Here is a 15,882-nt window from a genome sequence, read left to right as displayed (position 1 = left end):
CTTTGATTTTGAACGCTGGAAGTGGTTATTTTACTTGAGATCTTAATAATATATTTTGCTAAATTAATACTAGTTTATTTTAGAATAATCACTAAGGTAGACTTATAAAAAACAGAATTAAAAAATGAACAAAAGATCGTATATTAAGACTATTAAGAGCCTTTTACTGAAAACCACTTTAGGTTAGAAAATTTTTCTAAAATAGTAATTGACAGAGTTTTAAAGGTAGAGCAATATTCCTAAAATATATTAAATCTTGTTAAGGGGTAAGTATGGATTACGAAGATGTACAAAAGATATTACTAACGTCTATTAAAGAAGATGATCCTCATAAAGGGCTTAAAGAGTTAGAGATTAAAAGATGGTGTATTGCATATCAGACATTGCTGAATAAATGGGGTAGAACAATAATACCACCCCTTTTTAAGAAAGTTTTAGAAGATGAAACTTGTTGGAAGATAGAAGATGCTTCAGGACAAATTAGACTCAATAGGTATACTTTCGGGGAAAAATTGTTAGCCTTGAAAACTTTGGATGGGCAAAGAAGTCTTATTAGACCCTTTGATCGCTACAAAATAGCCTGCTGGTGTTGTTTTGAGGACGAGATAAGAGCTATTTTTGAAGAATTTAAATTAACATTAGGTGGTAAACCAGTAGAGAGTTTAGTTAAGGGATGTGATAAAGGGGCTTTAATGATCTATTGGTCACATGCTATGAATAACCAAGAACATCAGTTAGAATTAAATAATGAGCATCCATACGTTTACGCTTTTAAATGTGCAATGCTGGAAAAGCATGTTGAAGCTTTGGAATTCTTCTGGAATAAGTTACAGTCAATTGGTTCTGTATCCCCAAAAAGGAAAGAAGATTTATTGATGGAGGTAGCATATAATAAAGGGCGTTTTTCCACTGACGATGTTGGTATGGTTGATTTCTGTCTACGTTACCTTCATGAAGATAAGTATCATGAGTTATTGAAAAGGGATTTTAAACAACATGGGTGTTATTATACTTTAAGTATATTAAGAAGAAACCATTCTTTCGAAAATGCTAGAAAGCTATTTGAACATTTAAAGCCAGAAGATTTATCTCCTGAAGCTTACAGTACATCAATGTTTTCAGCATTAAACTCGCTTGTTTCTGCACCAGATGATAATTGTGTTAAATCTGGCAGTGACATGCTCACCTCTATGTGGAATTGTCCTGGCTTTGAGTCTCATAGACAACACTTTTTGCATGAGTTAAGTGGACAGTACTCACCGTCCAGATATAGAGTTGGTTGTTTAATTGAAAGGAATATGGCTATTGAGATATTGTCAGAAATTATCAATTCACTTAGTCAAGAGCAAATACAATATATTATGGATAAAGATAAGTCAAGGTATGAGGTATTTGCCAAGGTTAGAAATAAGCAACTAGTTGGTGGAGGTGGTGATCAGTTGCCAAGTTCATCATTAGATGTAGAAACTATACAGCAGAAGGTAAGTGGTGTTAGAGGCGAAGTGTAGAGTTTCTCTTTTTAAAAATTCAGTTACTTAGACTTAAACGAAAGCATGCAAAGAGCTTAGTGAGGATAAAATTTGTAAAGGGTTAAAATCGGGGGCTAGTTATGGTTAATAACGATCAACAGCAAGAAAAACCACAAGATTTCGAGCTAATGGAGTTACTTTTTGGGAAAGTAGATTCTTCAACTTCTGATTCACTGGATAAATCTTTTGAAGCAAGATATCAGTCGTTGGTTGATCAAATACAATCTTATTTACATTCTAGTGAAAAGCCTGGCTTTTTTCCTCATCGATTTTTAGGTTCTTTTTCCAGTGTATTAGATACTAAACTTAATGACAAGTTAGGCATAAAGAAATTGCACTTTCGTTTTGAGGGGGCGAGAACTTTAAAAGTTGTAGCAGAAACAGAATCCAAAATACATGTTTTTATTTTCACTGAAGATATAGAAGCTCAACATTCTAAACAAACAAATACTAAGAATTTCGAATTCACCACAGGTGAGTGGAAGAATGTGATGGGTAGAGATTATACTAAATCAGATGCGCATAAGCTTCAAATTGATGTAATAAAAATTTTAAAAGATAAGTTATGAGTTAGTAAAAAGCAGATCGAAGTCAGATAAAGATGTTAAATCGAAGAAGTTATATTTATACTTGAGGAATAACGTATTGAAGTGTAAAGCTAAGGATGTATATGGAAATACTCAAACGATACAAATTGGTCCTGATGAATTAAAAGGTAATAATGCATTTAAAAATAAATTTTTTGATGAAATCAAGCAGTTTTTAGATAAGTCAGGTAAAGATCTTAGTGATGATGTTAGAAAGGAGTTATCAAGAATCACGTCAGCAAAGGGATATACCTTAAAGAGTGATGGAGAAGATGAAAAAATAAACATTAAGGTAGAAAGTAAAAAGAAGATTGTAGATCAACCCATCGAGCCTACAGTAAAGTTTCAAGAAGTGACAAAAAAGTTAGATAAATCTGTCTATCTGGAAAGTTATATTGAAAAGCTTGCTAACCCAGATGCAGAAATAGATCAAGTTCAGGATAATCTTGAAAAAATTCTAACTTACATAAAAGAAGTTCATACCAATTTAGATTTACAGGGTAATGTTTATGGTATTAAAGCTCGCGAAGCTGCTCAACATGGCTTTGTAGCAGGAATATTCGATAATTTTCGATATCGTGATAATACCAAACTCTATTTGGAACAATTTGCTGGTGGAGGTTACGCTGATATTGTTTTGCTTGTTCGTGGGCCTAATCGTGCTATTGATTCAGTTCCAATTCTTATTGAACTCAAGGCTGGAACTGAAGGACAAGTTGATCCAAGTGATGCACTTGAGCAAGCTAAAGATTATATAAAAGGTTTTAGACCAAATAAGATGAGGATTTTAACCAATGCAGATAATGCCATTGCTGTTGGGTTAAATTTAGATGACGCGGAACCGTTTAAAACCGAAGTACAACCTATTAAACAACCACCAGCTCCTTTGATGGAGGAATTTATCGAACTAGTTGGCGAGTGGGATAATCAACAAATTTCTGAGGAAGATTTTAAGCAAGAAATAACGGATTTGTTATCAAGTGAATACCATACTTTTCCAGCAAATAAAGAAACAAAAGATCATTACTATTTCAGTCGAGACATATTAGGTCAATCAATTTTAATCAACAAGATTGGTCAAGATCAAAGTAACATTAAAAAATATATATACTCATATGGTGAGTACCCTCTGGATTGGTCTGGAGGAACGGAGTACACTTTGTCCAAAAGCCCGGTTATGACATTAATATTTGTTCAAGGTAATGAAGGGCAAGAAAACACAGCATTCATTTTTCATATACGAGAGTCCAATACAAAAGAATTCTATGCTGATAAAAAAATTCCAGTGCTGAACATACCTGAAATAGGAAGAGTAGGCAATGTTATAGAAATTAAAATGAGTCTCAAAAAATATGAAACAGGGTTATCTTTTGAAGACCTTTTTGAAATAGAACAGATAAGTAAATATGAATCAAGTGGTAATGATCAACAATTTACAGATGGCAAGTTTATTGAGATACCTAATTCTGATGAATTAAAGGCAAAATTTGATCAAGCAATCACTTCTCAACATGCTTCCGACGGTGAGGTTTCATTGCAAGCCTATAAAGTGTTGCTTACTGAAGTAGCAGATACGATTTACCCTATCAAAGATTTGATTACTAATGAAGCAAGATTACAAGCCATTCTTAATGGTTTATTTAGTAGTTACAGTGATTTAAAGCTACAGGAGACTTCTGCGAAGACTGTAATTATACCTGAATTTCAAGTAGGAGCAGGTGGTCGTGTCGATATGGTAATTCAAGGTATTGGTCCTTCACCTCAGGGTGCTAAAGAATACACTCCTATAGCACTGGAATTTAAGCTTATAGGTAAAAACTTAAATCAAGATCAGCTAAAACAGGAAGTTGATAAATTAACAAAAGAACAAAACATTAGATATGCTAAAGGTGCGGCACTGAAAGCAATTACAGATAGTGATAAAATGTTTTTCATGGGTGTAGTTGTTAATGTGAAGGCTAAGGATAAAAATTCTTTAATATTAACGAGTGATAAGTTTGTTCCTGCTCTAGTAGTTCATAGTTCTATTGACATAGCTAAGAGAAAACATTTAGAAGGAATACAAGAAGTAACCCAGAGACTCAAAGATATGGGTATACAAGAAGAGAACCTAAGTACATTAGAGTCTGCAACAGCAGAAAAGGATTATCATTACTGGCTTCAACAACACGATATAGCTGATATTGCAAGAATAGAATATGGCTATGGTACTGATGGGGCTAACACATTGTTTGAAGTAGTGGGATCACCGAAGCATATAGCTAATCAATTACAACAGTTTCAGAATAGCGTAGCAACAAGAGGTGAAAAACGGCCATTAACTTTAATTGTTAATTTAGATAATAATCACTGGGTTACGTTAGTCATTTCCCATCAAAATGGGCAATATAATGGATACTATGTAGACTCGTTGGGTAATGATATTCCAGGTAATATTCGTCAAGTTCTAGAACGTGCTCGAATTACCGTTAATGACGTTTCTATTGCTCAACAAACAGATGGTCACAATTGCGGCTTATGGGCATTAGAAAATGCTCACTCCCTAAACCAAATGATAGCAAATGGCTATGATTCCGATTGGGTTAGAGATCTGTTACTATTTAATCGAAATGAAGCATATTTTCAAGAACAAAGAGAAAATATTTCAGATAGATTAAGTATAGATCCACAACGTATAGCTAACTTAGATGAAGCTATACTTGCTGAAACACAAGCAAATAGGAAGAAATTCAACCTAAACAGTTGTGTAAGGTCTGGTGGTAGAAGCAAAAGAAGTGTCAATCCTTGTTTATTTTCAAAGAGTGATGTAGAAAAGTTTAGTAAAGGAAAGGTAGATGAAAATAATGTAGACAAAACTATAATTGATAGTGAAAAGTTCCTAACTTATGTTAAAAATAGTCAAGATGAAGCAAAAAACGCTCAACTAGTAGAGTTTGTTGGAGATAAAAGTATTGAAGGTGATCGTAAGTATTTACTTGATAAGGTTGTTGGAGATCAAGGGTATGAACGCTATGTTCAGAATGAACGTGTTAAGAATTTGCATGGAGATATCTCACAGCAAGCTAGCAGTGCAACAAAAGGCTCAAAATTAAAAGGCAGGTTAATGAATGCTGCTGGTGGGATACAATTAATAAGAGGGATCCATGGTGCTATCGTATCTTGCAAGGAAGGGACAGCTACAGATTGTGGATTAAATCTAGGCGGAATAGGATGGTCTTTTGCATCTCAACCGATTGAAAATGTAATGGTTAAAATTACTCCAAAAGTTGTAGCATCAGCTGAAAAGGTTGTGGGAAAAATTATACCAGGTACTTTAGGTAAACAGACAAAATTTGCTATTCGAGTTGTGGGAGTAAAATTTGGAAGTACAATAGCAAGAGGTACAGCAGGAGCTGTAACTGGTGTCTTTGATATTGTTGATATAGGCATGTCAGTAAACAATCTTGTTGATTGTAAAAAAAGAGAGAATAGTGATAATCCATGTGGAGAGAAAGAAATAAGAGATAATATAGCAACTATATCTTTTTCCACTATATCGTTTGTGTCTGGTGTTGCTCTTACAGCACTTGGTATGCCTGGAATCGGCATTGCAGTTGGAGTTGCATTGATGGTAGCTTCCGGAGTTTATAGTGGTGTTAGCAATATCGTGGAGTACGAGAAAAAGTATGATACAACCCATGATGAAAATTGGCGTATTTTTTGGCATACATTTGCTTTTCAACCTGTACCACAAGATGTACAACATCTTGCAGCAAGAAAGGAAATGGTTAATAGTCTAGCTAAAGGAGTTTGGAAAGCTTTAAATAATGACCCTAGTAATGTTGTTGCTTATAGTATTGGTCTTGGAAAAATAAACGGTAATACTCTTCGTCCAGATTATGCAACGATTATGATGAATAGAACAAATGCCAATACAAAAAATCTTTCACGTGTTGTACCTGATTATATCAAAGGTGCTGACAGGATTTGTTTACCACAGATTACTAATCAAGATTATGAAAAAGGTATTAAAAGCTCAGTTAAGTCGGCTGTATACTACTGTGAAAATGCAATGATTATTGACCACGGTGGTAGAGTAAAGATGAAACAGAAAGACAAGACGATTGTTTACGATTTACAAAATGTGGACAGAGGTACCATTGCTGGAAGTAATGTGTGGAACAATAATTTTCTAATTTACTCAGGTACAGCAGGAATAACTGGTGGCAATAATGTAGCAAACAGATTTGTTCTTGTAAATAACCCTAGCTTTTCAGGTAAAATTATTGGTGGAAGCAACTCTACTAATATACTTGATTTAAGCCAGTTAACAAAAGAGAAAGTTATAGGAGTAAATGTTGACTATCGTTTTAAGCCTAGTGCATATGGAAGATTAAAGGTAAAAATAAATAGTCGTTTGTTGATTGATGATTATGTTAGTAATAACCTCTTTAATTACCATTATGTTGGAAGGAAGGACAAGGTAGATAAGATCTTGTGCATGGGTTATTCTGAACACTTTACAGGAACCGATGATCGTGACGTTATCATAGATAGTGGTGGTGGCTCTAACAACAATGAGAAAGATGTAGTTGAAAGTTGCAAAAAAGTAATTATTTCGCCGTATACTAGAGTCAAAGGTAGAAAAAGCAATTATACTTTTTACGTAAAAACTGCAGACTATAAGGGTAGGGGGTTATATTCAGAAATTGACGTAGATGGAACAGGAACTGTAAGTTTTCCTGAATTTGATTTATTAAGTGATTGTGATCAAATAACTTACTCTAAAAACAGTAATACTTTATCTTTGAAAATAAATTTTGGTCAAAATAATCAATTTACTCTCGATATAAAAAATTACGTTGAGCGAAGCAGTAATAAGCCTTACTTTGTACTAATAGATAAAAATGGTAGTAATATTGTTCCTAAGATTGAAAGATCAGATTCATCAACTATAAAAATCACCTCATTTGAATTACATTCAGAACATTCTCTAAAGGGTTTTAGAGCTGTAGAAAATCATTACAAGAAAATTCTAAATAATCATAAGGGTTATAAAGTCTTGAGCGTTGTTAGAGGTAAAACACAAAGTCAAAATAATAGTGTAGTTTCACACATGGTTTTTGGTTCTTCAGGAGATGATATAATTAACTTCGATCAAGGAACTATGTTTGCTAGGGGAGGAGGAGGAAGTGATGTGTATTTTATTAGCAATGATATAAATAGTAGAGAAGTAAAAATTGATAATAACTCAAGTGATAAAAAACTAGATACACTATTTATGTCGGCAGTTGAGAAAGATTTTTCAATCCAGCAATGTGATCTGTATTTAAAATACAATAATAGTAACATTCGAGTGAAAAACTACTTTCAAGATCCTAATTATAGGCATCTTATAATTATGAACAAAAAAGGAGAAACTTTTATCCCCAATATACAATCAATGTCTTGTTCTCCCTTTTCTTCGGGAAAGGATAAATTAGTTCCTTTTTTACAGGCTACACAAACTCAGAATATGTTTTTATTGCCTAAAGATTTTGAAGATGATCATGTAGTGATAGATTCCCGTCTTGAAGATATTGAGAAATATAAAGATAAGGATGATCTCTTATTAATAAGAGAAAGTGAAAATCCTTTTATCATTAGAATAGAAGGATTCTATACTGATCGAAGTAAATGGGAAAATATTTCTTATTCTTTATGGAATAATAATGACCTTTTCCTATCTTCTGGCTTATTAGAAAATGTTGATAATGTAGTGGAGTATAAGGATAAACTTAGAGGTGATTATGAAAGAATTGTAAAAGAATATATTGAAGACTTTAGTGATTCTACTAGTATCATTCAGCACAATCAAAAATTAGAAAAAAATATCTCTACTTCTGTAGGACAAGATGAGGAACGAATAGGAGTAATGGTACTAAAAAATATTACTCCGGATCAGGTTGAAGTTTCTAGTAGTGGTACAGATCTGATATTTCGTGATAAGAAGTCTAATCATACGATCAACATAAACAATTGGAATAATTCTGAATCTTATAGAATTTCCACATTGGAATTCGATCTGGGTTTAGAACCAATAACAATCCGTAAGTTAGATAGGTTTAGTTTGCCTGAGGTAAGAAAAATACAAGCTTTAATTGATAAAGCTTCAGAAAATTATCAAAATAGAAGTAAATATACCCCTAAAGTAGAAAATGACTTTAAATGTTTAATATCAGTTGACGATTTTGAAAGAGAAAATAGAGATCCAGTACATCAATGTCTTGGTTTTCCTTCACTGCAAGACCGGGTTAGCTTTACAGAAAGTTCCTGTAGTTTAGAACAAATTGAGGAATTAAAAAATAAAACGCCAAGTAGTAATCAGATTTTAACATTGCTTGAAAAGTTAGAAAACAACCTTTTGCTGAATGGCTATGATTCAAACATAATAGATCAGTGCAATAAGTGGATGATCACTTCAGGATTGGGAGTATTGAAACCTTTGGTAAGCACAGCAATTTATGAAGGTAAATGGGATGAAGTTAAAACTCTTCTTGATAAAACTGCTAGAAAAAGTAAAGCTGATGTTGAGTATAAAAACCAGTGTTCAAAGAACTGGACGACTTTGAATCATGCTGTTTATAACGGTAATGTGAAATTAAGCGAAAGTATATTTAAATCATTTTTAGAGAAGAAAGGTGACATTAATGCCTTAACTAGTTGTAACAATGATAATTGGGCACTTTTACACTATGCTGTTCATTACAGCAACTTTGATATGGTTAGTTTTCTTGTAGATAAAGGTGCTAACATTGAAATTAGAAGTAAGGAGGGTCAGACACCCCTGCATTTGGCTGTTGAAGAAGCCAAGCAAAATATAATTAATCTTCTTCTTGATAGAGGTGCTGATATCGAGGCTAAAAACAACGATGGTAGAACACCTCTGTACTTAGCTGCTTACAATAATGACTCAGGTGTAATTGAACTTCTTTGTAACAGGATCAAGACTAAAAGTAATGACGCATCTAAAATGATAAAACAGGTTGGATTTTTAAAGAAGGAAGTTGTTAACCAAGCAAATATTCCATCTAATGCAAAAAGATTGGTAGAGTCTTGTATAAGTAGTTTAAGAGATTCAATAAAAAGTGCAGCCAAAAAGGTGCTAAAGGAGGGTATACTGCATAGTCGTAGTGCTTCGACTATTGAACTCATAGATAAGGTTTATAATTTCGATGAAAGGTTGTTTAATGAAGCAATTAAGGAAGCTGTAAATGACACATACGCGGGTGTAGGTATAGAAGGAATATTAAGGTTTATACGCAGTCACCATTATATTGGTCAGTTTATTCCAGGTTATATAGCTGCGTTTGACAAAATACCAAAGAATGATGGTGCAATGTTCAAATTAGCTTACTCTATTAGAGAGACCATGAAAATGCCTAGGGTCAATTCAGAAGAGAAATCTGATCTTGAAAGGCTAAAAAATAAATTACCAGAATCAGTGAGAAATGCAGTATTTTCATCAGAAGTATGTATTAAAAATGTTGAGTATGGAAGGTACTTGTACTCACCTAATAATGATTGTATGTACCACTTAAACAATTGTGACAGGGATAGGCGGTATGTGTTCACTTGGCCTTCAAATGGAAATGGTGATCAATTTAAGTGGAAGGTTGAGCTCAATGGCGATAATGTGTATCTAAAGAATGTTGAGTATGGAAGGTACTTGTATTCACCTAATGATGATTGTATGTACCACTTAAACAATTGTGACAGGGATAGGCGGTATGTATTTACCTGGCCTTCAAAGCTAGGAAACAATGGCAAGTGGAAAGTTGAGCTTGATGGTGGTAATGTGTATCTAAAAAATGTTGAGTATGGAAGGTACTTGTACTCACCTAATAATGATTGTATGTACCACTTAAACAATTGTGACAGGGATAGGCGGTATGTGTTCACTTGGCCTTCAAATAGAAATAATGATCAATTTAAGTGGAAAATTGAAGATTGTGGATCTACTCGCAAGAGACGTAGCATACAAGAATTAAATGGTTATAATCAAACTGTAGTAGACTATCAGTCAATATTGACTGAAGAAAATAGTCAGCAAATAGCAAGTAGAATATCTGCTATAGTTGAAGATGTTGAAAGGCACACCTTTTTAAATCAGTCAAAAAATAAGTTAGATTTAGATATTTATTTAAATAATAGAGGGAGAAGCAATGCTGCGGATTCTATGAGGAGAGATGTATGTAGTGAACTCAATGCAAGTGGGAGAAGAAATATTGTTCTAAGCGGAAACGATGTATGTGCAATTACTTCAGGTTATGAAACACTTGATATTGAAAACTTCCCTATTCAAGAAGTAGTGATTAATGATGATGTCAATGGAAAGAAAAGTTTAAGAAGTACATTAGATTTACATCAGTTGGTGCAACAAGTAGATAGGGATTTGAGTATAAAACCGATACCAACAGTTATTAAAGACAAAAGTGATTTATTAATTAAGTTATCTATATCAGCTACCGGCTTGCAGCAAGATGTAGTAACAGTTAGGCTAAAAGATGCCCTTGTAAATAAGTGGTATAAAAAATTACAAATTATTCTTGATAATGCACCGATGGAAATAGATGATAGTTTAGGTTTAAAGTCTTCGTTCTTTATTTCTGATGAAAAAATTATTGTAGTAACACCTCAAGACATAGAAGAAAAGAATAAATTAGTAATATCTAAAAAAGCAGGGCAGTATACCTATCTTCATGATAAGTACGACTTGATAGTTACCAATGCCTTTAATGCTGATATAGAGGCAAGTGAGTTATGTATTATACGGTTTAAGGATTTCTATAAAGAATCTAAAATGAAAACATTAACTATAAAATTTACTGACAAAGAGATATTATTAAGTAACGAAATGGATAAAATAAATAATTCAGACAGTATTGATAAATTAAATAATGTGAGTTCTATTGTTAATTCACAAGAGAGTTCTATACATTCAGAGGTTCCAAACAGTGGAGACATAAATGCTCAAGGTAAACTTGACAGAACACTGTTGCATCTTGCTTCCGAGGCGGGTGAATTTGATAAGGTGAAACTTCTTCTTGATAGAGGTGCTAATATTGAAGTTCAAGATAAATTTGGGTACACACCAATATTTCTCGCTACTCAGTCAGGTAGGTGGAGTGTAGTAGAACTTCTTCTTAATAGAGGAGCTAATGTTGATGTTCAAGATAAGGAAGGTAAAACACTTTTACACTTTGCTACTCAAAAGGATAATTTGGACATGGTTGAGTTCCTTATTGATAGAAGTGCTAATATTGAAATTAAAGATAATATTGCTTGGACACCGATACTTTATGCTGCTCAGTTAGGTAAATGGGGTGCAGTAAAGCTTCTTATTGGTAACGGTGCTAAATTTAATAATGAAATAACGATTCAAGGAACGCCTTTACATTTTGCTGTGCAAGAGGGTAATTTAGATATGGTCAGATTTCTTCTTGATGAAGGTGTTGATACCGAATCTCAAGACAAAGATAATAAAAAGCCTTTGCATCTTGCTGTTGATGCGAACAGGTTGAGTGTAGTCAAACTCCTTCTTGATAGAGGTGCTAGTGTCAACGTTACGGACATGAATAGCCAAACGCCTTTAGGTTTAGCTACTAAAGGAAATATGATAGAAATTTTGAAGAAGGCGGAGTTGGATCAAGGGTTATTAATTAATGCAAGGGGTGGTAATCTTGATAAAGTAAAAGATCTTATCGCTCAAGGTGCAAATTTAGAGACTAAAGATAATACTCCTCTACATAATGCTTGTAATAATGATCGCTTAAAAGTAGTAGAATATCTTATAGAAAAAGGAGCTAGTTTAAAGGCTAAAAATAAAGATGGTAAAATACCTTTAGAGTTGGCTGAGCAAAAGGGTTACACAGATATAGTAGAAATTTTAAAACAAACACAATTAAATCTGGATAGAGAGTTATTGATTGCTGTAGAAAAAGAAGATCTTGGCAAAGTTAAAGACAATATCAGACGAGGTGCTAATGTTAATGCTCAAAGTAGGCTGGGTTGGGCCTCTGTGTTCTGGGCAATTCAAAAGAATAATTTAAATATAGTTAAACTTCTCGTAAATAACGGTGCTGATATTAATGCCAAAGATAATGAAAGTTGGATGCCTCTTCATTGGGCTGTTCAATTGGGTTCATTAGATGTAGTTAAGTATCTTGTTGAGAGAGGCGCTAATATTAATGCTTTAACTGCTGACGGTAGAACATCTTTAGAATTAGCTGCTCAAAAGAATCGCGTAAATGTAATAGAATTTTTGAAAAAAGCACAGTTAGATTTGGATAAAGAATTATTGACTGCAGTGCAAGATGGAGATCTCAATAAAGTTGAAGGCCTTGCAAATCAAGGTGCTGGATTGAATACTAAAGGTAGTAATGATTGGACACTTTTACACTTTGCTGTTTTTAGCAACAAGTTCGACATAGTTAAGTTTCTTCTTGATAAGAACGCTAATATTAAAGCTAAAGATGTGTATGGTAATACACCTTTACATGTGGCTGCTCAGTATGATAGTAAGCTTGAAATAGTTGAATTTCTTTTAGATAGAAATGCTAGTGGCATTAATGATGTAAATAATAACGGTTCAACACCTTTACATTTAGCTATACAAGGAAATAAACCAAGTACAGTCAAACTTCTTCTCAATAAAGGTGCTAATATTAACGCTAAAGACAAGGATGGTAAAACACCTTTGGATTTGGCTGTGCAAGAAGGTTATACAGATATAATACAAATAATAGAACAAGTACAGTCAGATTTAGATAAAGAATTGCTGACTGCAGTACAAAATGGCGATCTCAATAAAGTGAAGAGTCTTATTAGTCGAAATGCTAATGTTAATACTAGAGATAAGTACAGTTGGACACCACTACATTGGGCTGCATACAAAGGTCATTTAGAAGTTGCAGAGTTTTTGGTAAAGAAAGGCGCTGATATTAATGCTGCAGATAAAGGCCCTTATGGTAAAAAGTCTATACATGTTGCTGCTGAGAATAATAGTAAAGATATCATAGAGTTTTTTCTTAGCAAGGGAGTAAGTATTAATGATACTGATAAACAAGGTTACACACCACTGCACTATGCTGCATGGAGAGGACGTTTAGAGGTTGCAAAGTTTTTGATAAAAGAATACGCTGATTCAATATTTAAATACAATAATGGTAGCACTCTTCCATGTAATGCTTCTTTAGGTAATCATTTAGATATAATTAAATGTTCTATAGGTGAGAAAAATATTTTAGAAATCAGAGATAATAGTGGCAGAGTTCCCCTGCACTGTGCTGCTTCCAACGGTAAATTAGATATAGTAAAATATTTTATAGATGAAGAGAAAGTCGATGTTAATATAATAGATAATGGTTACTGGACACCACTACATTGGGCTTCTTGGGGTGGGTATCTAAATATAACAAAGTATCTTGTAGATAAAAGGGCTAATATTAATGCCAAAGACAAGGGTAGTAAAACACCGTTAAATGTTGCTATCGATCAAAAACATAATAATGTTGTAAAATATCTAGAACAAGCACAATTAGATTTGAATAAAGAATTGTTAATCGCAGCAAAAGGTGGTAATCTTAATAAAGTTATAGATCTGATAAGCAAGGGAGCTAATGTTAATGTTAAAGATAACAATGATGATACTCCTCTGCACCTTGCTGTTGGTTATTTAGATGTAGTAAAATACCTTATAAGTAAGGGAGCCAACATTAATGCTAAGTGCAAGGCTGGTAAAACACCGCTAGATATTGCTGCCTATCAAAAACTTAGTGATGTTGTAGAATATTTGAAGCAAACGCAATTAGACTTAGATAAAAAATTGTTGATCGCAGCAAAAGGTGGTGATCTTAATAAGGCTATAGATCTGATAAGCAAGGGAGCTAACGTTAATGATACTGATACACAAGGTCATACACCACTGCACTGGGCTTCTTGGAGTGGTCATTTGGATGTAGTAGAGTACCTTATAGTTAAGGGGGCCAACATTAATGCTAAATGTAATGCTGATGGAACACCGCTAGATATTGCTAGAAGCGAAGGACACAATGATATTGTGGAATATTTAAAAGAAAAACTCAAGGAAGAAAGAGAAAAACCTGTGCAACGCAGACGTCGTCATCACCATGGAGATCATGCTCGTCATCATATTTCAAGAAAACCACTTGCTATAAATCAACCTGAGATAGCAGCAAGTAGTGGCACAAGACCATCTTCATGGATAAATGTATTTGGTTGGATAAGAAGCTCTGTGAGTGGGTTATTAGGTTCTAGAGCTGCTTTACCTGAGAAAACATTCACTCAAAGTTCAATCTCACAAATTAGTCCACCAATCGATGTAAATGGTACAATAATGTTACTTGATTTATTAATTAGAAAAGTTACAGGTCAAAAGTATATTTCTACAGTAGGTCAGTCTATATCCCCACTAGAAGCACAGGGCTATGCATTAAATATTACAAAGGAATTTGAGAAAGTAGTAGAGCAAGCTGGATTAAAAAGTGGTGTATCAATGCATCGATTGAATATTGATTTTGTGGGAATGCACAAAGAGATTACTGGAAAAATCATGGGTGGTAAATTCAATGAAATTTCAGGGATTTTAAAATCGTATGTAGAGAAAGCATGTCCTGATGAAGAAGCTGGTAAATTAAATCCGAAGAAATTTGACAAGTTTATAGCTCAATTTAATAAGGGTCTGCTAAATCAATCAATAGAGCAGATATTACACAACAGAGATGGTAGATTAGAAGTTGATGATGCAAAGCAAATGAGTTTAGAGCCTCAAAGTTATTTAAGTAATGCTTCAGTTCAAGGCCATTTGACTAGGAATAAGGTTAAATTAATTTCTTAATCTCATCTAAAGAAAGGCCCGTAGTTTGTGATACAACGTCAATAGAGATGCCAGCTTTAAGTAAATTTTTTGCAACTTCAATTTTACCTTCAATTTTACCTTTTTGATGGCCGATTTGGATACCTTCTTGTCTACCTTCATGTTTAGCATCATCGAGTTTTTGTTCCAAGATAGCAGCTTCTTTCTGTAAATCCATGACCCTTTCTTCATAAGCTACGAGATCTTTCTCATTCCAATGAAACTTGTCTAATTCATCATATGCTAGCTTTATTATCGGTGACTTTTCTGCTATTTTCCTTAAATCTTCATCAGTTGTTTCTTCTGCATATTTGAAGAAAAATAGCCAACGATCTACTACATTTTCTAGCTGTTCTTCTCTACTCTTAGGAAACTTTGGTAACTCAATGAAAATAAATTGAAAATCTTTTAAGTCATGCTCGTTAGTTTTTTCATCTCTTATGGTATGGCTAGATATATAATCAGGCTTATCAGGAAATAAATTACAATTGGAAATAGCAATAAAGAAAACCTTCTTTAAATCAATGTACTTACCACCTTTATCAGCCTGCCTTGAGTAAGCCTTAGCAGCATATAATTGAGCACGTTTTTCAAAGCCTTTATCACGAGCGAGTTGCATCTCAATCACGTATCTGGCCCCAGTGGAATCTCTGCACAGAACATCAACAATACTCTGCTTATCAGAGGCAATTTCAGGGTCCATAATGGTGCTGAGGAACTCAACATCTTGAATAGCATTGACTCCAGTAAAGCCTAAGATATCATTCAAAAAGTGAATAAGGATATTCTTATTTTTTTCAGTACCGAATATTTTTTTAAATGTTAAGTCTAATTTTGGATCGAGAAACTTCGAAAGAGCCATAGCGCGAGT

4 protein-coding genes are annotated in these 15,882 nt (G+C 33.7%); 3 read left to right on the top strand and 1 reads right to left on the bottom strand.

Annotated features, from left to right (window positions below):
- Nucleotides 1–272: 272 nt before the first annotated feature.
- From OPR29_RS04625 to OPR29_RS04615, 3 genes are all read left to right on the top strand, one after another.
- Nucleotides 273–1,508, top strand: coding sequence for a hypothetical protein (locus OPR29_RS04625; RefSeq protein WP_264685382.1), 1,236 nt, complete (start codon nucleotides 273–275; stop codon nucleotides 1,506–1,508).
- Nucleotides 1,509–1,609: 101 nt separating this feature from the next.
- A complete protein-coding gene (locus OPR29_RS04620; RefSeq protein ID WP_265025142.1) occupies nucleotides 1,610–2,098 on the top strand; it encodes a hypothetical protein in 489 nt (162 codons plus the stop codon).
- Between the two features lie 76 nt (nucleotides 2,099–2,174).
- A complete protein-coding gene (locus tag OPR29_RS04615) occupies nucleotides 2,175–14,993 on the top strand; it encodes an ankyrin repeat domain-containing protein (protein ID WP_265025141.1) in 12,819 nt (4,272 codons plus the stop codon).
- Here the strand turns inward: OPR29_RS04615 and OPR29_RS04610 are convergent.
- Complete coding sequence (locus tag OPR29_RS04610) at nucleotides 14,977–15,873, bottom strand: Rpn family recombination-promoting nuclease/putative transposase (RefSeq protein ID WP_264376226.1); 897 nt, start codon at nucleotides 15,871–15,873, stop codon at nucleotides 14,977–14,979. The genes OPR29_RS04615 and OPR29_RS04610 overlap by 17 nt on opposite strands.
- Nucleotides 15,874–15,882: the final 9 nt, after the last annotated feature.

The sequence above is a fragment of the Wolbachia endosymbiont (group B) of Pammene fasciana genome, from assembly GCF_947251495.1.
In the GTDB taxonomy this organism is placed as follows: domain Bacteria; phylum Pseudomonadota; class Alphaproteobacteria; order Rickettsiales; family Anaplasmataceae; genus Wolbachia.
This window is presented reverse-complemented; position numbering and strand designations above follow the sequence as displayed.

What these genes read in the sequence shown, in the direction of transcription:
- OPR29_RS04625 (WP_264685382.1), top strand. Translation starts at nt 273, where the DNA reads ATGGATTACGAAGATGTACAAAAGATATTACTAACGTCTATTAAAGAA.
- OPR29_RS04620 (WP_265025142.1), top strand. Translation starts at nt 1,610, where the DNA reads ATGGTTAATAACGATCAACAGCAAGAAAAACCACAAGATTTCGAGCTA.
- OPR29_RS04610 (WP_264376226.1), bottom strand. Translation starts at nt 15,873, where the DNA reads ATGGCTCTTTCGAAGTTTCTCGATCCAAAATTAGACTTAACATTTAAA.